The sequence below is a fragment of the Shewanella sp. Actino-trap-3 genome, from assembly GCF_002836275.1.
GTDB classification, from domain to species: domain Bacteria; phylum Pseudomonadota; class Gammaproteobacteria; order Enterobacterales; family Shewanellaceae; genus Shewanella; species Shewanella psychromarinicola.
Window position 1 is genome coordinate 2,913,606 of sequence record NZ_PJCE01000001.1, and the last position, 23,814, is coordinate 2,937,419.

Consider the following 23,814-nt stretch of genomic DNA (forward strand, 5'->3'; position numbering starts at 1 on the left):
CCGCTTATTAACCCGAGCTGAGGTTAAATTACTCTTCAAGCCAGTGACCATTATCTTGCGGGCGGATCCACGCTTGTGAAAACCAATAATAACCCGTTTTTGTTTTACTCGGTGCGGTGCAATTGTAGCGCGAACGTCCTGGGGCTAAATCTGATGATGCCTGAATGGATAAGCGATTTTCACTTAACCAAATGGGTTTTTTAGCGCCTTGTCCTTGAATAAAACACATCACTTGATGTGGATATATATCCTGAGTGTCGAGAGTCAGCACCAATTTAGGCCGCCATTGACCTGAAACTAATAGTGGATCGCTTATGTTTTGCTTAATAACCGGCATAGGTAAGCTGGAAAATTTAACCGTTAAACTCGCCAAATCAGCAAAAGCATTGGCCACCGGAAAACGGGGTAATGCGGTTAATGATGCATACTCTCCCGCCGCACCAGATTGTTGACCAAAACCAACAAAACCATGCTTAGCCAAAATAGCTTCCAGCTTGTTGGTGTATTCACCATAAGGGTAAGCAAACATTTTTACACTTTGACCCGTTCGTTTTAAGATCTCCGCTTCCGTCGATAGAATATTATCTTCAACGCGTACTTGCCATTGGTCTTGGGTTTCTTTGCCTTGGCGGCGAATTAAATGTTCGTGTCCCCAGCTATGGTTAGCAATGGTTACCCCTTGCTCTGACAGAGTGTTAATATCTTGCCAACTCATCATCCCTTTGAAGCCCGCATCAATCGGCGCAACAGAAATAAATACCGTATAAGGAAACTGATGCGCCACCAATATAGGCGCGGCATTATTAATAATACTTTCATAGCCGTCATCAAAGGTGATCACAATACTGTTATTGTCTAATGCCGTGTTATGCTTTAGAGACTCAACCGCATGAGTTAATGAAATCACCGTAAAGTCATTATCAGCCAAGTACTGCATCTGCTCGGCAAACTGACTAGGTGTCACACTAGTACTTTTAGGCGTGTTTTCCGATACATGATGATATTGTAAAATAACCACGGCATTGGCATCACAATGCAATACACTCAAACTGAACACCGCCAACAATAACGCTATTTTCTTAACCATGATTATCCATACCTATGTCTGTTAGCACACTACTGTTCAACCGCCAAAAAAATCGCCAATTATTAGCATTAGCGACCCCAATGATATTGTCTAATATCACTATCCCTCTATTAGGATTAGTTGATACCGCGGTAATTGGGCATCTTGAACAAGCTTACTATCTTGGCGGCGTAGCCTTAGGAAGTACCATCATCACCTTGATGATTTGGTTGCTTGGTTTTTTACGTATGTCCACCACCGGACTCGTTGCACAAGCCTACGGTGCTAATGATACCTCAACTCAGCAACAATTACTGATACAAGGTTGCAGCCTAGCATTAACCTTAGGCTTAGTTGGCGTAATACTGCAATCTCCCCTGCTCAATTTAGCACTCAGTCTGAGTGATGCCAGCGAACAAGTGATGCTCTATTGTCGTCAATATGTCGAAATTCGAATTTGGTCATTGCCTTTTGCCCTTACCAATTTGGTGCTACTGGGTTGGTTGCTTGGTCGCCAAGCGCCCAAAGCAGCCATGTGGCAACTCATTATCGCTAACAGCGTCAATATTATTCTCGATCTTGTGTTTGTTATGGTCTTTAAATGGAATGTGCAAGGCGTGGCTTTGGCATCGGTTATTGCTGACATCTGTGCTTTTTCAGTGGCATTAGTCATGGTTAAACGCCAGCTGGTTGATATGGGCGGACTAAAATTAAGCCAAGTTATCGCGCATTTATCATGGCGTGGATATGCTCGTTTACTCACCTTAAATCGTGATATTTTTATCCGCAGCTTGTGTTTGCAAGCCGCCTTTAGCTTTATGACTTTTTATGGTGCCGGATTAGGCGACAACATTATTGCCGCTAATGCGGTACTGCTCAATTTACTGATGCTGATATCTTATGCGTTAGATGGCATAGCCTATTATGCCGAAGCTGAAGTGGGCCGCGCATTTGGCCAAAAAAACCCAATCTTACTTCATGACAGCGTAGTACTCGCATTTTGCTGGTCGGCAATGGTTGCGGTGTTATTTAGCCTGCTATTTTGGTTGGCAGGGCCATGGATAATTCAGCTATTAACCAACATAGAAGCAGTACAAGATACCGCAAATAATTATTTAATCTGGCTTGTTTTCATGCCTATATTGGCGTTTGGCTGCTACTTATTCGATGGTGTATATATTGGTGCCGCCCATGGGCAGATAATGCGAAATAGCATGATAGTCGCCACCTTTGGAATTTATTTTCCATGTTGGTACGTGTTGCAAGATTGGGGTAACCACAGTCTGTGGGCTGCGATGTCAATATTCATGCTATGCCGAAGCTTGACTCTTGGCTGGCACTATTACTACAAACTCAGGTATCAACTGCTGACCACATCATAGTGCTTATGAGTCATCAAACTTATCCCGTAATAGCACTAGAACGAAGCCTATTGATACCACAATTCAGAGAATAGCTGCGACACTCCTAATTGAGATTAATTCCAGTAAAAATGTATGCCGCAATGAAGCATTTACATAAACCCGTTAACGACATCGAACGTGAAAATGGCGATCACAATGTCAGCAATAATCAACATCGCCTAAGAAAAACTAGTGAAATAGAACACTTCTTAACGACCAATCTTGGGGTAAAATAACCTCAAATAGCCCAAGTCGTCACACACGAGAACACTATGACTCAAGAATTGATTATTACCGACATTGAAGTTGGCAGCGGTAAAACTGCAGTTAAAGGTGCGTTAATTACTACCCGCTACAGTGGACGTTTAACCGATGGCACCCAGTTTGATGCTTCTGATGCGTTTCAATGTGTCATCGGCACAGGTAGAGTCATTAAAGGCTGGGATCAGGGTATTATCGGCATGAATGTGGGCGGTAAACGACAATTATCAGTACCGGCCCATCTAGCCTATGGCGAACGTCAAATGGGCGATCGTATTCCAGCAAATTCAGCTTTGTTTTTTGATATCGAATTACTTGAAGTGCTCACACGAGACGACTGAAGTCCAAGCTATACCAACAAAAAACGCGACCCATAATAAGGTCGCGTTTCTCAATTCAAGCGTCAATCTTGGCATTATTATGCGTAAGAATGGTCACCATGCTGGTGTTCGGTCACATCTCGAACGCCGGTTAATTCCGTTGGGAACATATCTAACAGCTGCTTCTCGATACCATTTTTTAAGGTGATATCAACTTGAGAACAACCGTTACATCCACCACCAAACTGCAATACTGCAACACCATCATCAGTAATTTCTATCAAGGTGATGTTACCGCCGTGGCTGGCAAGTTGTGGATTAATTTCTGACTGAATAACATACTCGATACGTTCAACTAACGGCGCATCACCAGACACTTTACGCATTTTTGCGTTAGGCGCTTTTAATGTCAGTTGCGAACCAAGCTGGTCGGTTACAAAATCAATGCTGGCATCATCTAAGAAAGGGGCGCTCTTTTCATCGACCATAGCGCTGAAGCCATTAAATGGAAGTTCTACATCATCAGCTTCAGCGGCATCAGGTGGACAATAAGACACACCACATTCAGCTTGAGCGGTACCTGGACTTATCACGAAAACACGAATATGAGTGCCTTCTGGCTGATCGGCCAACAACTTTACGAAATGTGCCTGAGCTGTATCGGAAATGGTGATCATAAAAACCTGCTCCGTCAGGGTATACCTGAGTAAATTAGTAAGAATTAGATCTATGATACCCTGTGTTGCATTGGCTTTGTAGTGTCAGTGAGACAAGATCTTAAAAAAATGATCTAGTGCAAAGTTTTTTAAGCCAAATAAACTTCAGCAAACAAGATCCTCAGCCTTATAAGTAATGAGTAAGTTACTGGTTATATTAGATAATAAAACTGGTTATTATTAAAATCGAATTAATCTAACAACCCGGGCGCTTCAGCACGCGCAAGGCACCAAGTTTGTACATGGACAAATTGTGTACTAAATAATCGCGCAATTTCATCCACTGTAGTGCCTGTAGTGACAACATCATCAATTAAAGCGACACGCTGGTACGTCATCCCATCCAATAATCTGAATGCACCATGACAGTTTTTACGCCTCTGTTTACCCGCTAATCCCGTTTGTGGTGAAGTATCAACAACCCGGATTAAACAACTGTCATCGACAGGAATATTGGTTAATAGACTTAATTCTTTCGCTATTAACCAGGCTTGATTAAAGCCTCGCTGCCGCAAACGATTTGGATGTAAAGGTACCGGGATCAACACCTGTGGCCGCCTAATGATGCCATGTTTAATGAGTAATTCGATTCGACAAGCTAATTGCTGAGTTATCGCGTTAAGCGGCGCACATTGTTGTTGGTATTTAATCGCGGCGATAAGAGGCCCTAACCCTTGATGATAACTGCAAGGTGCAACAACCCAATTGGGTGTGTGTTGAAGGCATTTACCACAATATGCCTGCAGCACTGCTATTTCACGACCACAACCTAAACACACTTCATGCTGATACAAACTCGCCGCTAAGCACTCTTGGCAAACACCCGTGAGTACTTGATTAGGAAACAATTGCTGATAACCCGTTTGCTCTATCCTTTGCTGGCACAGCAAGCAACGGTTGGGTAAACTGGACAGTAAAATGACTCTTGCACGCTGAACACTGTTGGTGCATAAGCGTAATACGTGGGCGATGTTGATTGAATTATTGATTGGCGGCATTGGCTATTCATTCCATTAAATAGGCTCAAAAGAGGTATTAACCGTGAGTTTTCCTGCATTGCATATTGATACCGAAGGCTCTCAAGGCCAAGACATCGTGTTATTACACGGTTGGGGGGTGAATAATCAAGTCTTCAGTCCATTAAAAAACGCATTGCAACAGTATAGAGTGCATTATGTTGATTTGCCGGGTTTTGGTTTGAGCCCCAATATCGATGGTGACATTACCCAGTGGGCACAAGCGTTGGCTGAACAACTTCCACAGCAGGCCATTTGGATAGGTTGGTCATTAGGTGGATTGATTGCTAGCCAAGTTGCCATTAACAACCCAGAGTCAGTGGCAGCATTAGTCACTATTGCCTCATCACCCTGTTTTATGGCTCGCGAAACCAACAACTTAACCCCAGCTTGGTTTGGGATCCAGCCACAGGTGTTAGCACAGTTTTCAAGCCAATTAAGCCACGATTTAGCCCGCACAGTAGAACGCTTTTTGGCGATCCAAGCCATGGGAAGTGATAATCCAAAATCCGATATTCTACACATCAAAAACTTAGTGTTAAATAAACCATTACCGACACAACAAGCATTGTCCCAAGGATTGGATATGTTAGCGCAAGTGGATTTACGTGCAACGATCCCTCAAATAGAGCAGCCGTGGTTACGTATATGGGGCAAGTTAGATAGTTTGGTGCCGAGAAAGATTATCACTGCATTACCTAACAGTGACAACATTGAAGATGTGGTGGTCCATAAGGCATCCCATGCGCCGTTTATTTCCCATCCAGATGCTTTTTTAGGCCATTTATTACCTTGGCTCACAAAATACAGCTAAAAATAACCTAATAGCGCTTTAGCCTTGGCGAAATATTGACTATAATTTAGTCAAGACATCGTATTGGCAAGGTCAAGATGATTATCACCACTCATTATCCGCAAGTGCCGCTAGCAACGTCAAATGTTGCAACGGATCTTGCGCGAGTGGACAACCAACGAAAACCGCCGATCCTTCCACCGCAAGAACCGGCTAAAGGCCACCAAGAGCGATCATTAAACCCACAAAATGAACGCGCTGCGGCTTATATCGTCGCAGAAAAAAAACAGCAGCAAGAACAGGCCAAGCGCCAGCAACAAAACCTCACCCAACAACAATCTGTTGCCCCTAAATCCGCCGCAGCACAAGCTGTTCACGCTAAGACAATCAGAGTTATGGCAAGCCATACTCCGGCATTGCAACGTAAAGATATTCAGCTACAAACCCAAACGGTGGCCGCAAAAAAAACAGCGGAACCTTGGCAGCGCCAACTCATCGACGCTGGCGTATCAAAAGCGACCTATCAGCAATTTGGCCAACGGATTGGTCAATTCTATCAACAACAATCCGCGCCAAATAATGAGTCTCAGTTACAAATATTAGCGTGATACTTCCGTGGGAGCCATTTCAGCCAGTGTCGGTTTCGCCTCTGAATTCGCCGTACGATACAACATTTTGTTATAGGCCAAACTGCCCCATAACGCCCACCCTAAGGCCGCTTCCGCTTGTGCCTCATCCAATGTCGTCGGTGTCATTTTTTCTGTAGCAAAATCGTACATCACACTTTCTGGAGGTAATTCAGGTTGTAAAATTGTCATTTTATCCCCCTCTAATAAACCAAAGTTTTGATTGTACTGCATCATCGCTCGGCCGGGCCAAGAATCTGGTTCTTTGGTTAAATCACGGCCTAACATCGGATAACGATCAGAAATGCCAAGCAAAGAAACTAACGTCGGCGCCATGTCAATCTGGCTGACAATACGAGGGTCACGCTTCATATCAATACCGTCGCCTAAAATAAGTCCAGGAATACGAAAACGAGACACAGGCACTAATGCTGCGCCGCCAACACGACTATCATGATCAGCTATAATCAAAAATAAAGTATCTTTCCAATACGTTGATTTTTTGGCTTTCTTGAAAAACTCACCCAAGGCATAGTCGGCATATTTTACTGCGTTGTGCATGGTGTATTGCGGTTGTTCATACAGCTCAATTCGGTCATCCGGGAACTCATACGGATCATGATTGCTTGAGCTAAACACTAAACTAAAGAATGGCTTACCTTCTTTGTGCATTCGCGAAAACTCTTCATCGGCGCGGAACAACAGATCCTCATCAGAGACTCCCCAAGACGCTATAAACGCTGGGTCCTTATAGTCACCTTGATCAACAATATCGGAAAAACCATTGCCTAAAAAGAAACTGCGCATATTATCAAAATGGCTTTCGCCGCCATAAATAAACTGCGTGGTATAGCCATGTTGTTTTAATAAATCCGCAATGGTAAAAAAGCCGGTTTGGCTTTTACCTAGCTTAACGACCGCCCTTGCTGGCGTAGGCGTAAAACCGGTTGTCACCGCCTCAATACCTCTTACCGAGCGCGTACCTGTCGCGTATAAGTTTTCAAAAAACCACCCTTGTTGAGATAACTCATCAATATTGGGGGTTAACGGTAAGCCACCTAAACTACCCACAAAACGCGCACCTAAGCTTTCTTGTAAAATGATCACAAGGTTCTTCGGTTTACCGCTATAACTAGCTTGATTAAATGACAACGACGGTATATCTGCTGAGGTAAATGCACTCAGTGGCCGACCACTTTCACGGCGCACAATATCAATCACTTTATCATAGGGTAGTTTGCCATACACTTTCGATGCATCTTGTTCATTACCCATCTGCTTAATCGCAAAAATTAATGAAAAAGATGAGTTAAGAACTAAGGAATTAATTAACGGATCGTCAGAAAATGCCACCAGTGAAGGATTAAGCGGACGGTGCCCCAATGATGAACGCGCACCTAGTATCGTAATCGCAATGACCATCACCGCCACCACTGGGCGCCAATACCATTTAGGGTAACAAATACGCTGAGTGAGTTTACCGCTAAACCACCACCCACCCCACAAACTGCCGATAGTGATCAATCCAGAAAGGATAAGCTCAGCTTTACGCCCAGCCCATAGCATAGATAATACTTCTTTTGGATAAACTAAATATTCTACGTATAAACGGTTAGGTCTAAAGCCATATTCGGCAATAAATGACGGCGAGGAGGCTTCAAGAAAAATAATCACCCATAAACCTAGTGTTAACCACACTCGTAATATCATCACCCAAGCTCGGCCAACTAAATGCTCCCCAGAAAACACTACGGTTCCTAAAGCTGCGATGCCCCATAACCAACACACTGAAGCAAAATCAACGCGCAGCCCCTGAATAAAAATATAACCCCAACCCTGCGCATCACTGACGCGGTCGGCCTGCCACAAAGACAAACCTAGGCGGCTTAGGCTCAAGATAATAAGTGACATAACACTGAATATAATAATGACTTGGAGTAAACTTCGCGAAGTGTGTGGTGTGGATAGCGACGAAGAACGTGCGCTAAGCCCAAAGAAATTTACAGCCATTTATTGCTCCAATATTATTGTTTTTTTATTACTACATACGTCATTTATATTTAACAAGTCGTGCTAAACGTAGCATGTTTGTTATTTACAACAGATTAATGCTCGTTCTCAAGGTCGATTTACCTTGATAAGTGTCGTCTTTACTGTTTGATTAACCCAATCAAATTAAAAATATATTGCTATCTTTATCAATATATTAACTAACACTCATAAGAGGTGAGATCTCTGACACTAAAACGTTCTGAGCCTAGGACTCTAATTAACTATCAAAGTTCAGTGACAATCGACCTATATTAACCTTTTACTAACGATTCGGCTCAATCATTTATCACTTCAATGTGATCTGCATTAGAACAATCTTGTTTAGCCGTCAGCGATTGCTGGGATGTGCAGACTAAACCTAATTTTGTCAGAGGAAACCAACGTAAAGTAAAATTCAAACCCATTCAATTTAGCGATATTTTCCACTATCGCCAATCCTAATCCATGACGTTCACTATTTGAGCGCGACCGTTCGGTTTGAAATAATGGTAATGTGAGTCGTTGTAAATCATTAGCCTTGATGGCGGTCACCAATTGATTCTCAACGCTTATCGTTAAGCCTTGGTCATCGGTTACTAAGCATATTTGAATCGCCGAGTCTGATGGGCTGTAGTAGAGCGCATTATCAAATAAGTTGCTTAGAATGAGGTGTAAAGAAAACTCATCAGCAAAACAGTGATCATTGGAAGCTCGATTGTCAATATTCAAGCGAGAATGGATAGTCGCGAACTTAAATGCTAACTCATCAACAATTTGATCCATCAAGGTATTAATATAGATATCTTGTCGATGGAGGTTAATATTTTCAGATGAGGCTTGTTGCAATAGTAATAGATTATTGACTATCGTTTTCATCCGTAAACTAATATTGAGTACATCTTGTTTATAACTCACACCAATACGTTGATCATCTGGATAACGAATGTAGATCTCGCTTAAGCTGATCAATTCACTGATAGGGGTTTTCAATTCATGAGCAATATCGGCGGTAATGCGCTTTTCTGTTTGTAAGTATTGCTGACTTAACTGAATAAACTTATTCAGTTCGTTGCGTATTGGCTCAATCTCAGTATAACGCTCAAAATGCGACGATAATGGGATGTGTTTTTGGGTTACATCGACGTTTTTTAACGCCAGATTTAATTCGTTAAGTGGCATTAATCCCCGATAAATGACCTTAACCACAGCCCAACGGATCAACACAATCACCAGCAATAAACCAATCGCTAAACTAGAATCAATGATCACCGAAATCTGGGTTAAATCTGTGGTAGCAATCGCAATAGTGAGCCACATAGGCTCAATTTTACTCGCTAGTATTGAGCTATTGCTAGGGACTTGCGGCTCAAAATAAGACACCATAGCGCGACCATCTCTGCCATCTGGTAACACCACATCAGCAAAGATTTCACTGTTTAATGGCAGGTCTTGTTTTAATAAATCCATACCTGGAAACTGGCTTAACGACTCCGAACGCTCAAAAACTGCATCGCCTTGCCATAACTGGAAAAAACTCGCTTTCGTTGAGATGCCAAATTCGGGCATAAACTCACCTGCAAAATCAAATTCCGTGCCATTTTTAGTCACTTTTACTAATGTTTTTAAGTAATTAGACTTATCAGTTAATGCACTGTCAAATTCAACATCAACCCAGTTATCTATGCTGATATCAATGGCAAGAAACACTAAGATTAAAATCGCTGAGACCACATATGTCATGGTGTTCACTAAATGCGTGCTTAACGATCTCATTAATGTTCACCCACAAAATAGCCAAAACCACGTTTATTTTTAATTGGTAGGGTTGATCCAACTGCTTTGGATTTTTTTCGCACTGACGATAAATGAGCCTCTATGGTATTTTTCGACAAATGGTTAAATGAGCCCACAACCGCTTCACTAATTTGTTCAGGATTGAGTAATTGTTTAGGATTACTAAATAAATACTCAACAATTTTAAATTCGTTTTTAGTTAGATCGATATAGTGGCCATTGGCATAAAGAGATTTGTTACTGGTATCAAGCACAAAATCAGCAATACAAATCGTTTTGGCTTGTTGATTCAGCCCACCACGACGGCCAAGAGTCATTAATCTCGCTTGTAATTCATCGAAAGAAAAAGGTTTGCACAGATAGTCATCGGCACCCGCCAATAGCCCCGTCACCCGATCTTCGGCTTGAGATTTAGCTGATAAAATAATCACCTTCGTTTGATTACCTAGTTTACGGATGCTTTTCAACAAACTCAGCCCATCTACATTAGGCAACATTAAATCTAAAATAATAAAGTCATACTGGTTAGTGAGCGCCATACTTAAGCCCTCAGAACCATCACCGGTTTCATCAACGGTGTAACCTAAATGATCTAACCCAACTCTAATGCCGCGACGCAGCGCTTCAGAGTCTTCAATCAACAACACTTTCATTGAGTGTCCTTTATAATAACTAGGCTAATACCGTTTTTTGCTAACACTATTTATTGATCATTTCGGTCAGTCATCACTGATATTAACCACTATAGCTTGCTCATAATTATGCCCACAAAATAACCCACCACACAATTGCTGCCATTAGCATGCTCAGAAAAACAAATGCCGACGCGATGTCTTTTGCTAACCCTGACAAGGTATCAAACTCCAAGCCAATGCGGTCTACCACCACTTCGATAGCCGTATTGACCAACTCAGCAAACAATACAAATAGTAATGCCAGTACCAATATGGCAGATTGCGGCGCGCTAATATTTGCCATACAGGCAAACACAGTCAATGGGATAAACAGTAATATTTCTTGCTGAAATGCCGCTTCATTTCGGCACATCCACTTTAAACCATTAAAAGTATGGTTACAGGTATACAGTAAACGCATAATGCCATGGCGTTTTACCACAACGGTTGTCTGCTTAGCCGTAACACTTTTTGTTGCGTTCTTTGTTACATTCTTTGTTACATTCTTTGTTACATTACCATCAGATGTAGATGATGAAACTGATGTTGTCATGGGTATATCCTAGGTTATTTTACAATCGGTGCTGATGTCTAATTTTGGGTCTCGCACCGAACTGCTTACACCGTAAAGCCCTAATAAAGTATGGAACAAGTTGTCATGGGAATAAGAGCCACTTAAGGCGTGCTCGGCAATACATTTACGATCAACCCCTTTTGCTTGTGTGTAGTCTTGCGGTAACCACATAAACCAAGGCACATGGGTCTGCTGGCTTGGCGCAATGCTATAAGGCGTGCCGTGTAAATACATACCACTTTCACCCAAAGACTCACCGTGATCAGACAAATACACCAGTGCGACATTATATTTGTCTTGGTACTGCTTAAGTAAGTTAATTGTTTTTGCCAACACAAAGTCGGTATAGGCAATGGTATTGTCGTAAACGTTAACAATCTCTTGGTCATTACAGTTTTCAATGTCGCTGCGGCTACAAGCTGGAGTGAATAAAGCTTTATCGGCTGGGTAACGCTGCCAATAAGTCGGCCCATGGCTACCAATAGTATGTAAGGCGATAAATTGATTATCTAACTTTTTACCCGATGCCGCGCTTGCCTCACTTTGTTGTTGTAATTTTTGACTGAGCTTTTCAACTAAAATCTCATCATAGCAACTTGATCCATCACATAATGGGTTTGCCTCACTCGGCGAAATATCTATCTTCTTAATATGTGATCCAACGTCTTTATCACCACCGTCATTGTCAAACCACGTCACATTGACACCAGCCGCTTTAATCACATCAAGTACATTGTTTTGCGAATTGACAACCTCGCGACTGTAATTGTCATGGGTTAAATTTGAAAACATGCAAGGTAATGAATGTGCTGTTGCCGTGCCGCACGACGACACGTTTTGTAAGGCAATAATGTCGAGATTTTCAGTGTAAGGGTTGGTATTACGCTGATAACCGTTATAAGCCATATTTTGTGCTCGAGCGGTTTCACCTACAACAAGTACCATAAGTGTAGGTTTGCCATTCGCACTCGGGGTTAACTGTGCATCTTGACCAATAGGGTTAAAGGTTAACTTTTCAGTAAAGTAACGTTGGTTTAGGTATTTAACCGTATTGAAAATATGCGCAGGAATAATCATCTTATTAAGATAGCTATTGTTGCGCCCTACCGATGCATAATCTTTATAGAAAAACACCACCATCATCCCCAGAACCACTAAACTGATAACCGTAAAACCAACACGGCGAAACACCGCTTTAATAAACGAATGGTCGCTGGTGACTTTAGTACTGACAAGCAATATGGAAGGTAATACCCCTAACACCAACACATAACCAATTGATTGAGCATTTATGTAGGAAAATGCTTCACCAGAATTAGTTTCAAAAATATTTTCAATCATGCCGTAATCAAACATGACATTATATTTTAACATGGCATACATAGCGGCTGACGACGAAAGCAACAACACAATCATCACCGGTTTAAACACCAATTTAAACGCAAATAAGCTAAATATCAGCACAAAACAACTCGTGAGCAAAATCGCTGGTGACAGCGAAAACAACACGTGGCCATCTGCTGATAATCGATAGATTTTACGGATTAACGGAAAATTTAATACCAAACCAAAATACGCAGCGATAATGCAGGTCATCGCCTCATAACTGACACTTTTTGGGGTGATACGGGATAGTGTTTGCGTTAGTAATTTCAATGTTGCCACTCGCAATAAACTTGACTGGCGCTGATATTCCGCTTTGAAACTTAAGATTTACTTAATAAAAACTGAATTGTTACTGTCTAGTTAATTCAGTTTTAAACTCCTCGCTAAAAAACAAAAAAGCCCTAACATCTAAGATGAAAGAGCTTTAATAATCAATGCTTTATTAAAATACGGTTTACTCTAAGCAATAATTTACTATTTCTTGAGTTTAGCAAAGGCATTTGCAAAAGCATCACCCATCGCCGCATTTTGCGGCGCTTTAACTGGCTTGCTGGCCGATTTATTATGACCAGCACTTTTGCCATTGGCTGCAGGCTGACCCGTAGCAGGCTTTTTCTGGTAACTATTTTGGGGTTTGCCTGCCGACTGTCGGGTCGCTTTTTCGGCATCGATTTTTTCATCAAGACGCATGCTTAACGCAATGCGACGACGTTCAATATCCACTTCCATCACTTTGACTTTAACCACATCACCGGCTTTAACCACAGTATGTGGGTCACTAACAAACTTGTCTGTTAACGATGAAATATGCACTAGTCCATCTTGATGCACGCCCACATCCACAAAGGCACCAAAGTTAGTCACATTGGTCACCACACCTTCTAAAATCATTTCGACTTTAAGATGCTTTAACTCTTCTATACCGTCTTTAAAAGTAGCCGTTTTAAACTCACCACGCGGGTCGCGCCCAGGCTTGTCTAGCTCAGCTAAAATATCTTTTATGGTCGGCACGCCAAATGCGTCGGTAACAAACTCGGCAGCGTTAATCTGTTTTAATAAATCGCTATTGCCAATCAGTTGAGTTAAAGACAATAGCTTAGCACCAGCAATCGACTCGACCAAACTGTACGCTTCAGGGTGAACTGATGATGAATCCAGTGGATTATCACCATTGCGAATACGTAAAAAGCCCGCCGCTTGTTCATAAGCCTTAGGCCCTAAACGTGCCACACTCAATAATTGCTTCCGGTTGGTAAATTGGCCATTGGTATCACGAAAATCAACCACGTTTCTCGCTAAGGTTTTAGTTAACCCAGCCACTTGGGCCAATAACGCGGCCGATGCCATGTTTAAGTCAACACCCACAGCATTAACACAATCTTCGACGACGGCATCGAGCGACTGCGATAACTGGCTTTGGCTAACATCATGTTGATATTGCCCCACGCCAATGGCTTTGGGTTCTATTTTTACCAGTTCGGCCAGCGGATCTTGTAAGCGACGCGCAATTGATACCGCACCGCGAATAGACACATCAAGATTAGGAAACTCATTAGCGGCAAACTCTGAGGCTGAATACACAGATGCACCCGCCTCACTCACCATCACTTTGGTCAACGTCGGATGCGTTTCTTTCACGGCAGCGATTAACTCGCCGGTTAGCTTGTCAGTTTCACGCGAGCCGGTGCCATTTCCAATCGCAATAATCTCCACTTTGTGCATCGTCACTAAGTTACTTAAGGTGCGAATTGATTTGTCCCACAAGTTTTGCGGGGCATGGGGGAAAATAGTCGTGTGCGCCACCAGCTTACCGGTGTTATCCACAATCGCGACTTTCACCCCGGTACGAATGCCAGGATCCAGTCCCATGGTCGCTTTAGCTCCCGCAGGTGCTGCCATCAGTAAATCGCCTAAGTTACGGGCAAACACTCTAATGGCTTCTTCTTCTGCGCTTTCACGCATCTTAGCAATAAACTCGGTTTCCATTTGCAAGGCAACTTTAATCCGCCATGTCGAAGTCACCACGGTTTTCAACCATTCATCAACACCAGAGTGGCTCAGTACTAACCCAAAGTGATCGCTAATAATCACCTCACAATAACTGCCTTCAGTCGCTTGCGTATCAGGGTCGGCGTTCATCGACAGCTTTAACATGCCTTCATTACGACCACGCAACATGGCTAGGGCGCGATGCGATGGGATTTTACTCATCACTTCATTGTGTTCAAAATAATCGCGGAATTTAATGCCTTCTTTTTCTTTACCTTTGACCATGCGGCTTTCAAGCACGGCTTGCGGTACTAAATGCTGACGAACTTTACGCAGTAATTCTGCATCTTCGGCAAAGCGCTCCATTAAAATATAACGCGCACCATCAAGTACCGCTTTGGTGTCGGCAAATCCAGCTTGTGGATTAATAAATTCAGTGGCTTTGGTATCAATATCTAATTGGCGATCGGCTAATACGGCATCAACAAGCGGTTCAATACCGGCTTCGATGGCAATTTGGCCCTTGGTGCGACGCTTAGGTTTGTATGGCAGATATAAATCTTCAAGACGGGTTTTGCTGTCGGCGTCATTAATCGCTTGAGTTAACGCTGGGGTTAATTTCCCTTGAGCGCCAATACTCGACAAAATCACCTGGCGGCGATCATGTAACTCACGTAAATAACCTAAGCGTGAAAACAAGTTACGCAATTGAGTGTCATCTAAGCCACCGGTAGCTTCTTTACGATAACGCGCCACAAACGGCACTGTCGCACCATCATCTAATAGCGCAATGGTCGCAGTGACCTGTTGTTCACGGACATTAAGTTCTTGAGCGATAATCTGGGCAATATTATGCATAATTAATCGAATTCGACATGGTTTAAAATAAAATTATGCCAAAGATACCATAAAGACCACCCGTTCGCTGCTAGTACGAAAGGCTTTATTATGTGTTTATAGATAATCGATAAAAAGAATGCATCATCGAACATGAAGTGCTAAAACACAGAGATGAATATTGCGGCGCAACATAAAATCCTACCGTTAATCGAGAATATTAAAGAGTATCCAGCGTGAAAACTAAGTTAATCACTTTAGAAGGCTACAATAAACTCAGAATTGAGCATGATTATTTGTGGAAAGAACAACGTCCTGAAGTCACTAAAATTGTCACTTGGGCGGCAGGTCTTGGGGATCGCTCTGAAAACGCTGATTACACCTTTAACAAGCGCTTGTTACGCCAAATCGATCGCCGGGTACGCTATTTACGCAAGCTGTTGCCCGAACTGAAGATTGTCTATTACGATCCCGAGCAAGAAGGCAAAGTGTTTTTTGGCGCAACGGTTGAAATTGAAAACGATACAGGTGATATTAAAACCTTTAAAATTGTTGGCCCTGACGAAATTTACGACCAACACAAAGGTTACATCTCAATTGACTCACCCATGGCCCGCGCCCTGCTCAAAAAACAGGTCGACGATGATGCGGTTGTCAGCACGCCTCAAGGCGATAAAACCTGGTACATCAATAAAATCACTTACCAGCAAGAGTAGCCGTCAATGGGTGTAAAGACAGCTGAGATGAGCAACGCTATCACTAATGCCGCGTTAAAGCGGGAGTCGCACAGGCTAATCCGTATCATGGCGCGTTAAACATGGCGCCCAACACCGGCTAACATTGGCTTAATGAACCAGCATTATCTAAACAGAGTCTTTAACGTTTCAAAACCACTGCAACTAAGCCATATCGAACTGGGTTTATCCAAGCTTACGGTAACAGGCCATCAGCTTGTAACCTTGTTCTGCCTATGACTTTTCGTCTTCAAGAACTGCTCCAAGACTTGCGCCAGTAACCACCACCCTGCTCGCATCATTTCGCCATAAAGTCATTCATTAATTAATTAAGCTTGCGCTACTTGGCCATCACTTCCTTAAGCGGCGTTCCCGTCGAACCCAATGGTGGTTTTATGTTGAGGTACGTCGTGATTGTCGCTGCAATATCGTAAGGCGTAATGGCACGACTCACCGTCGCAGCAGACAAACCCGCACCGGCAAAGATCACTGGCACGTAAGTATCGTAACGCCAGGGCGAACCATGGGTTGAAGACACGGTTAGGCCATCGAAATCATTGATGAACACATCGGGCTGGAAAACCACATAGATATCGCCAGAGCGTTTCGGGTGATAGTTGCTTTTGATTGAACGTATCATCGCATTATCTGGCACGCTATTGGTGCGCAATGCTGCGCTCGCACAGGCGATGTGATAATCATCAATACGCACATCATCATTATCGCAATGAATGTACCTGTGTTGTGCCTATCTGGCTTAACTTGCATTAGCGGCTCCTTTTTGAGATCAGTTTTGAGTATAGGAAGCATAAAGCCGCAGTCAAGATTGATTTGAACAAGCTATTTCATCTCATTGCGCGTTGAACGCCGCGATGATCACCACGTTGACCTTGCCTCATATGAAGGCATTTACTGTAAAATTAACTAAGAGTATTTGTTAGCCATCGAGTCAGCTGCAGTGTGTCGATCGCTACTGTGGGGTGTCTTTCAAAAATCCGGGGGGTTGCATCTTGCAGCATATACTTAGCCCGCTCGAGTGCTAGTTTGCCGCGGCGTTATTCAAGTTCAACCATTTCGGCGAGCAAGTGCTCACGCACCTAAACCTATGTTCCCCGATAAATTCAGCTCGGTAGGATAGGCGGATTTATCCAATACATGTAATTGGGTCACAGGGACATTTAATTGCTCAGCAGCCCAGCCACTGGCATCATATACGGCCAAGGTTGCTTTTGAACCGTCAATACAGGCAATCACATTTGTCATCTACACCTTAGTGCTATTGCAGCGATGCAGATTATTGGCGCCATCGTTTTGGGTGTAGCACCTTATAACGCGCTAACTATTGTTATGCGCGCTGGAGATGTATCGGTAATTGCTCCATTTCGCTATACTCGCTTGCTTTTTTGCTTTAGCGCTGGGAATTTTTATATTTGGAGAATCCCCAGATTTGCTGACGTTACTTGGCAACCTGCGCATTGTATTAAGTGGTGGTATACCCTAACCCAAACCCGTAAAACCTTTGCCGCACATATCATCAAGAATAGGGCATAATTTTAGTTGAATTAGGGGGTTAATCGAACTCAGAATTGGGCAAAACCTTGATAGCGTTATTGTACTAACCGCTAGTAATACACATTAGCATTTTAGTATAAGTAAAGTGTTCTAGCGGATCCCTTTATTTGCGTTAACGCTCACGCAACATTTGTGACACCCTGTTGATCTTGCTGAATAAAAATCCGCTAAAGTATTAAGTATTCAAACAAAACCTATGCCTCAACGTCTAATTAAGCTGGTGCTTAGGTTCGGTGGTGATCTGATCATTATGTGATATTCATATCGGCTATTTCTGTTATTTGTTGTTGTGGTGCAATATAATTATTAGCAAGGCAATATTCATACTTTACAACATATAGTGGTATTATTTTGTTACAACCAATTAAAAATAACTTCCGTATCTACTTTACTATTGCTTTCTATATAATATGGGTAGTCATTTTTTCTACATTCAATTATTTTAAAGAAAAACAGCATCTTTATGCTGAGCTGGATCAAGAACTAAAAAATGCAGCGCTGACAATTCCCTCTATTTTACCCAAGGGATTGCACAATAAGGAGATGAGTAAAAACGATCTGTCTAAGCAACAGGATCTTGCTATTACCCTAACGTTATCAGAATATACTCAGCGCACTGATATTGTTTATCTCTATACGCTTATCTTGCGGGATAATAAAATTTTCTACACTTCTTCAAGCGCCTCTAATGCAGAGCTGAGATCCAATACGTTTGCGGTTAATTATTTTGATCATTACGACGATGCTGCATCGGACATTGCGGCTATTTTTGGGCAAAATCAGAGCCAAATTCATGAAAGTAGTGATAAGTGGGGCGATTTCCGTAGTATCCTCATACCTATTAAGTCGGATGATGGTAGCGTATACATAGTCGGTGCTGATCTTTCAGTTAGCCATATTGACACACTATTAAATGAAACCTTGTATTTCAATTTAATCATCTCGGCTTTATTTTTATTATTTGCCTGTCCCTTCTTTATTGCGCTTAGTTTAGAACCTCGTCGACAAGTTAGATTTTTAGCAAAAAAGATAGCAAAACAAACATCTAAGTTGATTGAAAGTGAAGCTAAGCTCACGTCTATTTTTGAATATTCTCCTGTTGGTATTTTCCACTATGATCGTAAGGGCGTTATCCAAAAAACCAACAAACGTTTTGAAGCAATTCTTCGTACTGACAGGAATACGCTTATTGATTTTAATATGTTGGAACGGCTTGAAAATACTGAATTACTCAACATGGTGAAACAGTCATTACAAGGTAAAGTGAGTGTTTATGAGGGCCCTTATACATCGGTATCCGGCCAGCGGTTTATGTATTTACACGCAAATTTCGTCCCGCTTTATTCAAGTACTGGAGCATTAGAGGGCGGTATCGGCGTCTTTGATGACTTCACGGAAAAGCAGCAAGATACTGAGAACTTAAAAAAGCTCTCTATGGTTGTTGAATACAGCCCAGAGAGTATATTTATAACAGATATTAACGGTAGTATTGAGTATGCAAACCCTAAGTTTACCGAAATAACAGGTTATACGGCAGTCGAAGTTATTGGTAAAAAAGCCAATACTTTTCGCTCCCATAATACGCCTGATAGTGTTTACAAAAAACTATGGACAACGATATTATCAGGCCAACAATGGCGCGGTGAATTACAAAATAGTAAGAAAAATGGTGAACTGTTCTGGGCTCAAGTCTGTATTGTACCGGTCACGAGTGATGGCGCTATAACCCATTTTATTGGCATTCAAGTAGATGTAACCAAAGCAAGAGCTGCTTCGCAAAAAATAGCCTATCAGGCGACTCATGATATGCTGACCGGATTAATTAATCGCTATGAATTTGAAAACCTCCTTGCGCAAAGAATATCGTCTTCACAACAAGATGATACTACTCATTCATTAATTTTTTTAGATCTGGATCAGTTCAAAATTATCAATGATACCTGCGGCCATATGGCCGGAGATGAAATGCTGTGCCAATTAGGCCTTTTGTTAGCTAAAAATATTAAACCACAAGACTTGTTAGCCCGTTTAGGCGGTGATGAGTTTGCCATTATAATGACCCAATGTAGTCTCGCGCAGGCCGAGAGCACGGCGAAGAATATACTGGAATTAATTGCTAATTTTCAATTTATGTGGGAAAAAAATATATTCAGTATCAGTGCTAGTATTGGTTTGGCTGAAATTAACAGGCAAACTAAAAACACCAAAGAAATATTAATTTGCGTTGATTCAGCTTGTTATGCCGCTAAAGATTTAGGCCGTAACCGTATCCATATCTATCATTCAGAGGATGAGTTGTTAGCCAAACGCGATGGTGAATTCCGTTGGGTTAATGAGCTAAAAGATGCGTTAAATGAAAATAGATTTGAACTCTATGCACAGCCTATTGTGTCGCTCTCAGACCCATCGAAAAAGCGTATCTATGAGATATTACTCCGATTGCGCACTCGAAGCGGAGAAATCGCTCCCCCTGGCGCATTTCTACCTGCCGCAGAACGCTATAACTTGTCAGAAGCGGTAGACCGTTGGGTAGTTGATCATACATTTTCTTGGATGGAACTGCATTTTAAACATTTAGATAATGTTGATCATTTAGCTATCAACTTGTCAGGAGCATCATTAGGGAGTCACACGCTGCTCAGCCATATTATGCAGCAAATCAGATTACATAATTTACCGCCAAGTATGATCAAGTTTGAAATAACAGAAACTGCTGCAATTAGTAATTTGAGAGATGCGACCGTATTTATCAAAACATTATGTGAGTTTGGTTGTCAGTTTGCGTTGGATGATTTTGGCAGTGGTTTATCTTCATTTGCCTACTTGAAAAATTTACCTGTGAGTACATTGAAGATCGACGGTATGTTCGTTAAAGATATTTTGGACGATCCGATCGATGAAGCTATGGTTAAATCAATCAATGATATTGGTCATGTCATGGGTATGAAAACGATTGCTGAGTTTGTTGAGAATGATGCTATCAGGCAGCGATTACAGGAAATGGGAGTCGATTTCGCCCAAGGTTATGGGATCGGTAGACCAGTCCCGATCAACGATATTTTGCAACATCAGAGTGCTGTGGTTCATTTAAATTGGCCTTAAAGGACTATTTCTCACATAAAAAACATATCGTAAATGGATATATATATTGTCGGTGAGTAACAGATCTAACACAGAAAGAGGCAGAAATAAGTTCGATCACAAGGTCTAACTCAAGGGATATTGATTTGCAAAAGTATCACAATAGAATATACGGTAACACCCAAATCAGTTGCCCAGTTGGCGTTACTTGGCTTATATCTTTCTAAATACTGTGATCAAATAGAACAACCTTTGGTGGCATGATTAAGCACTGGTAGACCTGTACCTTTGGACTTAAATAAATACCTTTATATTTAAAATAATATGTTGAGTTCAAAAAAATGAAAACAACTTAGGCTTGTTTCTTTGATCGATCATTGCCTTTTAAAGGGCTACATACTTATTAGCTTTGTACCTTTTAAAAAGCGGTTGCATACGTTTCACCAAACACCTGCTTTTTTGTGAAAAAAATAACCCGCGAGCACGGTACGTGTGCTGCGGGTTACACATAAGCTATTGCAGGTTGAGACTATTTAGCAGCGTTGCGTGCTTCAGTAAGCCAACCGTTCCATTTATCTTGGTTTTTGGCAATCCACTCATCCACGTGGCCTTGAATATCCTGCGTACTCTTTTCGCCTTCGTTCATCCGAGTGTTCTGCTCGTTGATATCGCCAAGCGGCAGAGTGAAGACCTCAAAAAATTTCCTTGCTGCCGGATTCTGCTTGGTGAATTTTTTATTGGCGACTATCTGGATGTCAGAAACGACAAAACCAAGTTTTACCGGGTCAGAAACCGCACCTTCAATTCCACTTACTGTCATCCGTTCAACACCAGAACGTTGAGCTTCGGATGGCTTAATTTCAGGCACGTTTATCCAGACAACGTCCTTGCCTGGCTTCAGTTTGAAAATGGTCCAGTTTGGTGCCCAAGTATAGAAGAATATTGGTCCACCATTATTATAACCCGCCATCGCTGATGCCATTCCTGCTGCATATGAAGCGGTCACCGGATTGATAGCATCTTTGAGACCGTATACATCCATATGGTGGCTGATGACTTTTTCACATCCCCAGCCTGGAGGGCAAGCGGTCAAATCGGCTTTGCCATCACCATTGGTATCAAATGCTTTTTTCACCTCAGGACGTTTAAAATCCTCCAGAGAGGTAATATTATATTTATCGGCCTCTTTCTTAGACACCAAATAGCCCTGCAGACCACCGGCCTTAACAACATAACCAACTTTCTCACCTTTGTCGTAAAACCCTTTTGGCATCTGGCCGTCATGATTTGGAAACCAGCCATTGGTCCAGTAATCTACATCACCGAGAGTCAGGGTTTTGTAAAAGATCGGATTCGACAGATCTTTAGGTTTTTCCACATCATACCCAAGAGTTTCAAGACCTCGTCGCACCAGAGCTTCCTGAAAAAAGCCAGTGTCCCACGTGGCCCGTGCAGGTTTGACTGTTATGCCTTCTCCTGGCTGGTGATTATCGGCAAGAGCTGCTGACCCGGTCATTGTCATTGCAGCTAAAGCTACACCCATTATTACTTGCTTAATTCTCATTTTCGTTCCTTATTTTTTTGTTGCCATAGATTGGGTCATTCTCTTTAAATGATTGCCAATAATAGACCTGTGCCTTTGAACTTAATTAAGCACATTCATTTTTCTTATGGGTTATATTTTAAATAATGTGTTGAATTTGAAAAATATGATTAGAACTTATGCTTGTTTCTTTGAAAAAACATCATTCCCTCTTAAAGGGCTACATCATTATCAGCGTTGTACTCTTGCTTGAAAGCGGTTCCATACGTTTTACTAAACACTTGGGTTTTTGTGATAAAAAATAACCCGGTAACACTGTATGTGTGCTCCGGGTTACAAATAAAGCTATTGCAGGTTGAGACTACTTCGCAGCGTTGCGTGCTTCAGTAAGCCAACCGTTCCATGTATCTTGGTTTTTGGCAATCCACTCATCTACGTGGCCTTGAATGTCCTGCGCACTCTTTTCACCATCGTTCATCCGAGTGTTCTGTTCGTTGACGTCGGCAAGCTGCAGGGTAAAGACCTCAAAAAATTTCCTTGCTGCTGGATTCTGCTTGGTGAATTTTTTGTTGGCGACTATTTGGATGTCAGAAGCAACAAAACCAAGTTTTACCGGGTCAGAAACCGCGCCTTCAAGCCCACTTATCGTCATCCGTTCAACGGCAACACTTTGGGCTTTTGTTGGATTAATTTCAGGCACGTTTATCCAGACTACGTCCTTGCCTGGCTTCAGTTTGAAAATGGTCCAGTTTGGTGCCCAAGTATAGAAAAATATTGGTCCACCATTTTTATAACCCGCCATCGCTGATGCCATTCCTGCTGCATATGAAGCTTGCACCGGATTGATAGCATCTTTGAGACCATATACATCCATATGGTGGGTGATTATTTTTTCACATCCCCAACCTGGAGGACAGGCAGTCAGATCGGCTTTACCATCACCATTGGTATCAAATGCTTTCTTCACCTCTGGGCGTTTAAAATCTTCAAGGGAGGTAATATTATATTTGTCTGCGTCTTTTTTAGACACTAAATAACCCCCTAGACCACCGGCTTTCATTACATAACCAATCTTTTCAGCCTTTTCATCGAAATTGTTCGGTAGTTGATCGTTATGCATTGGAAACCAACCATTGGTCCAATAATCAATATCACCGAGAGTCACTGTTTTGTAAAAGATTGGATTCACCAGCGTTTTGGGTTTTTCCACATCATAGCCAAGAGTCTCAAGACCTCGTGCCACAAGTGCTTCCTGAAAAAATCCGGTATCCCACGTGGCTCGCGCAGGTTTAACGGTAACGCCTTCTCCTGGCTGGTGATTATCGGCAAGAACTGCCCCTGTCATTGTCATTGCAGCTAAAGCTGCACCAATTACTACTTTTTTAAGTATCATTTTCC

The 23,814-nt window shown here is 42.1% G+C and carries 20 protein-coding genes; 7 read left to right on the forward strand and 13 right to left on the reverse strand.

All coding sequences use genetic code 11. The features are described 5' to 3' along the window. Positions 1-28: 28 nt before the first annotated feature. The gene (locus tag CXF80_RS12470) at positions 29-1,087 is read right to left on the reverse strand and encodes a polysaccharide deacetylase family protein (RefSeq protein ID WP_101033174.1); all 1,059 of its coding nucleotides are present in this window, start codon (positions 1,085-1,087) and stop codon (positions 29-31) included. A 14-nt stretch (positions 1,088-1,101) separates the two neighbouring features. On the opposite strand from CXF80_RS12470, the gene dinF reads away from it, so the two are divergent. The 3 genes from dinF (at position 1,102) to CXF80_RS12480 (ending at position 3,071) form a co-directional block, all read left to right on the forward strand. Beyond that, positions 1,102-2,448, forward strand: coding sequence for an MATE family efflux transporter DinF (gene dinF / locus CXF80_RS12475; protein WP_101033175.1), 1,347 nt, complete (start codon positions 1,102-1,104; stop codon positions 2,446-2,448). Positions 2,449-2,570: 122 nt separating this feature from the next. Continuing rightward, positions 2,571-2,705, forward strand: a complete 135-nt coding sequence (locus tag CXF80_RS20625; RefSeq protein ID WP_269801261.1) for a hypothetical protein — start codon at positions 2,571-2,573, stop codon at positions 2,703-2,705. A gap of 36 nt (positions 2,706-2,741) precedes the next feature. Further along, a complete protein-coding gene (locus CXF80_RS12480) occupies positions 2,742-3,071 on the forward strand; it encodes an FKBP-type peptidyl-prolyl cis-trans isomerase (protein ID WP_101033176.1) in 330 nt (109 codons plus the stop codon). Positions 3,072-3,148: 77 nt separating this feature from the next. Here CXF80_RS12480 and nfuA read toward each other — a convergent pair whose 3' ends face one another. Together nfuA and CXF80_RS12490 are read right to left on the reverse strand one after the other, a co-directional pair. Beyond that, positions 3,149-3,727 (reverse strand): Fe-S biogenesis protein NfuA, encoded by a 579-nt coding sequence (gene nfuA, locus CXF80_RS12485; RefSeq protein ID WP_101033177.1) that lies wholly within the window; start codon positions 3,725-3,727, stop codon positions 3,149-3,151. Positions 3,728-3,957: 230 nt separating this feature from the next. Beyond that, the gene (locus CXF80_RS12490) at positions 3,958-4,764 is read right to left on the reverse strand and encodes a ComF family protein (RefSeq protein ID WP_101033178.1); all 807 of its coding nucleotides are present in this window, start codon (positions 4,762-4,764) and stop codon (positions 3,958-3,960) included. A 43-nt stretch (positions 4,765-4,807) separates the two neighbouring features. Here CXF80_RS12490 and bioH point away from each other — a divergent pair, with 43 nt between their 5' ends. Then, complete coding sequence (gene bioH, locus CXF80_RS12495) at positions 4,808-5,596, forward strand: pimeloyl-ACP methyl ester esterase BioH (RefSeq protein WP_101033179.1); 789 nt, start codon at positions 4,808-4,810, stop codon at positions 5,594-5,596. Between the two features lie 77 nt (positions 5,597-5,673). Next, positions 5,674-6,183: a hypothetical protein gene (locus tag CXF80_RS12500; RefSeq protein ID WP_101033180.1), complete on the forward strand. Its 510-nt coding sequence runs from the start codon at positions 5,674-5,676 to the stop codon at positions 6,181-6,183. Here the strand turns inward: CXF80_RS12500 and CXF80_RS12505 are convergent. The 6 genes from CXF80_RS12505 to CXF80_RS12530 all read right to left on the reverse strand — a co-directional run bounded on the left by CXF80_RS12505 (position 6,175) and on the right by CXF80_RS12530 (position 15,507). Beyond that, the gene (locus CXF80_RS12505) at positions 6,175-8,211 is read right to left on the reverse strand and encodes an LTA synthase family protein (RefSeq protein ID WP_101033181.1); all 2,037 of its coding nucleotides are present in this window, start codon (positions 8,209-8,211) and stop codon (positions 6,175-6,177) included. The genes CXF80_RS12500 and CXF80_RS12505 overlap by 9 nt on opposite strands. A gap of 363 nt (positions 8,212-8,574) precedes the next feature. Then, a complete protein-coding gene (locus CXF80_RS12510) occupies positions 8,575-10,005 on the reverse strand; it encodes a sensor histidine kinase (protein ID WP_101033182.1) in 1,431 nt (476 codons plus the stop codon). Next, on the reverse strand, positions 10,005-10,679 hold the full coding sequence (locus CXF80_RS12515) for a response regulator transcription factor (protein WP_101033183.1): 675 nt from the start codon (positions 10,677-10,679) through the stop codon (positions 10,005-10,007). Before CXF80_RS12515 ends, CXF80_RS12510 begins: the two co-directional genes overlap by 1 nt. Positions 10,680-10,785: 106 nt before the next feature. Then, positions 10,786-11,253, reverse strand: a complete 468-nt coding sequence (locus tag CXF80_RS12520) for a diacylglycerol kinase (RefSeq protein ID WP_101033184.1) — start codon at positions 11,251-11,253, stop codon at positions 10,786-10,788. 9 nt (positions 11,254-11,262) lie between these two features. Beyond that, a complete protein-coding gene (locus CXF80_RS12525; protein ID WP_101034763.1) occupies positions 11,263-12,930 on the reverse strand; it encodes a phosphoethanolamine transferase in 1,668 nt (555 codons plus the stop codon). Between the two features lie 204 nt (positions 12,931-13,134). Then, positions 13,135-15,507, reverse strand: coding sequence for a Tex family protein (locus CXF80_RS12530; protein ID WP_101033185.1), 2,373 nt, complete (start codon positions 15,505-15,507; stop codon positions 13,135-13,137). Between the two features lie 215 nt (positions 15,508-15,722). Here CXF80_RS12530 and greB point away from each other — a divergent pair, with 215 nt between their 5' ends. Beyond that, positions 15,723-16,202 carry a transcription elongation factor GreB gene (gene greB, locus CXF80_RS12535; RefSeq protein WP_101033186.1) on the forward strand — a complete coding sequence of 160 codons (480 nt, stop codon included), beginning with the start codon at positions 15,723-15,725 and terminating at the stop codon, positions 16,200-16,202. Between the two features lie 358 nt (positions 16,203-16,560). Here greB and CXF80_RS12540 read toward each other — a convergent pair whose 3' ends face one another. Together CXF80_RS12540 and CXF80_RS20480 are read right to left on the reverse strand one after the other, a co-directional pair. Then, positions 16,561-16,932, reverse strand: coding sequence for a hypothetical protein (locus tag CXF80_RS12540; RefSeq protein WP_101033187.1), 372 nt, complete (start codon positions 16,930-16,932; stop codon positions 16,561-16,563). 377 nt (positions 16,933-17,309) lie between these two features. After that, positions 17,310-17,483: a hypothetical protein gene (locus CXF80_RS20480; RefSeq protein ID WP_232772096.1), complete on the reverse strand. Its 174-nt coding sequence runs from the start codon at positions 17,481-17,483 to the stop codon at positions 17,310-17,312. A 660-nt stretch (positions 17,484-18,143) separates the two neighbouring features. Here CXF80_RS20480 and CXF80_RS12555 point away from each other — a divergent pair. Continuing rightward, on the forward strand, positions 18,144-20,894 hold the full coding sequence (locus tag CXF80_RS12555) for an EAL domain-containing protein (protein WP_232772097.1): 2,751 nt from the start codon (positions 18,144-18,146) through the stop codon (positions 20,892-20,894). A gap of 508 nt (positions 20,895-21,402) precedes the next feature. On the opposite strand, the gene proX (CXF80_RS12560) is transcribed toward CXF80_RS12555, so the two are convergent. Continuing rightward, positions 21,403-22,437, reverse strand: coding sequence for a glycine betaine/L-proline ABC transporter substrate-binding protein ProX (proX, locus tag CXF80_RS12560; RefSeq protein WP_101033188.1), 1,035 nt, complete (start codon positions 22,435-22,437; stop codon positions 21,403-21,405). A 340-nt stretch (positions 22,438-22,777) separates the two neighbouring features. Beyond that, positions 22,778-23,809 (reverse strand): glycine betaine/L-proline ABC transporter substrate-binding protein ProX, encoded by a 1,032-nt coding sequence (gene proX / locus CXF80_RS12565; protein WP_101033189.1) that lies wholly within the window; start codon positions 23,807-23,809, stop codon positions 22,778-22,780. Positions 23,810-23,814 lie beyond the last annotated feature (5 nt).

What these genes read in the sequence shown, in the direction of transcription:
- CXF80_RS12470 (WP_101033174.1), bottom strand. Translation starts at nt 1,087, where the DNA reads ATGGTTAAGAAAATAGCGTTATTGTTGGCGGTGTTCAGTTTGAGTGTA.
- dinF (WP_101033175.1), top strand. Translation starts at nt 1,102, where the DNA reads ATGTCTGTTAGCACACTACTGTTCAACCGCCAAAAAAATCGCCAATTA.
- CXF80_RS20625 (WP_269801261.1), top strand. Translation starts at nt 2,571, where the DNA reads ATGAAGCATTTACATAAACCCGTTAACGACATCGAACGTGAAAATGGC.
- CXF80_RS12480 (WP_101033176.1), top strand. Translation starts at nt 2,742, where the DNA reads ATGACTCAAGAATTGATTATTACCGACATTGAAGTTGGCAGCGGTAAA.
- nfuA (WP_101033177.1), bottom strand. Translation starts at nt 3,727, where the DNA reads ATGATCACCATTTCCGATACAGCTCAGGCACATTTCGTAAAGTTGTTG.
- CXF80_RS12490 (WP_101033178.1), bottom strand. Translation starts at nt 4,764, where the DNA reads ATGCCGCCAATCAATAATTCAATCAACATCGCCCACGTATTACGCTTA.
- CXF80_RS12500 (WP_101033180.1), top strand. Translation starts at nt 5,674, where the DNA reads ATGATTATCACCACTCATTATCCGCAAGTGCCGCTAGCAACGTCAAAT.
- CXF80_RS12505 (WP_101033181.1), bottom strand. Translation starts at nt 8,211, where the DNA reads ATGGCTGTAAATTTCTTTGGGCTTAGCGCACGTTCTTCGTCGCTATCC.
- CXF80_RS12510 (WP_101033182.1), bottom strand. Translation starts at nt 10,005, where the DNA reads ATGAGATCGTTAAGCACGCATTTAGTGAACACCATGACATATGTGGTC.
- CXF80_RS12515 (WP_101033183.1), bottom strand. Translation starts at nt 10,679, where the DNA reads ATGAAAGTGTTGTTGATTGAAGACTCTGAAGCGCTGCGTCGCGGCATT.
- CXF80_RS12520 (WP_101033184.1), bottom strand. Translation starts at nt 11,253, where the DNA reads ATGACAACATCAGTTTCATCATCTACATCTGATGGTAATGTAACAAAG.
- CXF80_RS12530 (WP_101033185.1), bottom strand. Translation starts at nt 15,507, where the DNA reads ATGCATAATATTGCCCAGATTATCGCTCAAGAACTTAATGTCCGTGAA.
- CXF80_RS20480 (WP_232772096.1), bottom strand. Translation starts at nt 17,483, where the DNA reads ATGACAAATGTGATTGCCTGTATTGACGGTTCAAAAGCAACCTTGGCC.
- proX (WP_101033188.1), bottom strand. Translation starts at nt 22,437, where the DNA reads ATGAGAATTAAGCAAGTAATAATGGGTGTAGCTTTAGCTGCAATGACA.
- proX (WP_101033189.1), bottom strand. Translation starts at nt 23,809, where the DNA reads ATGATACTTAAAAAAGTAGTAATTGGTGCAGCTTTAGCTGCAATGACA.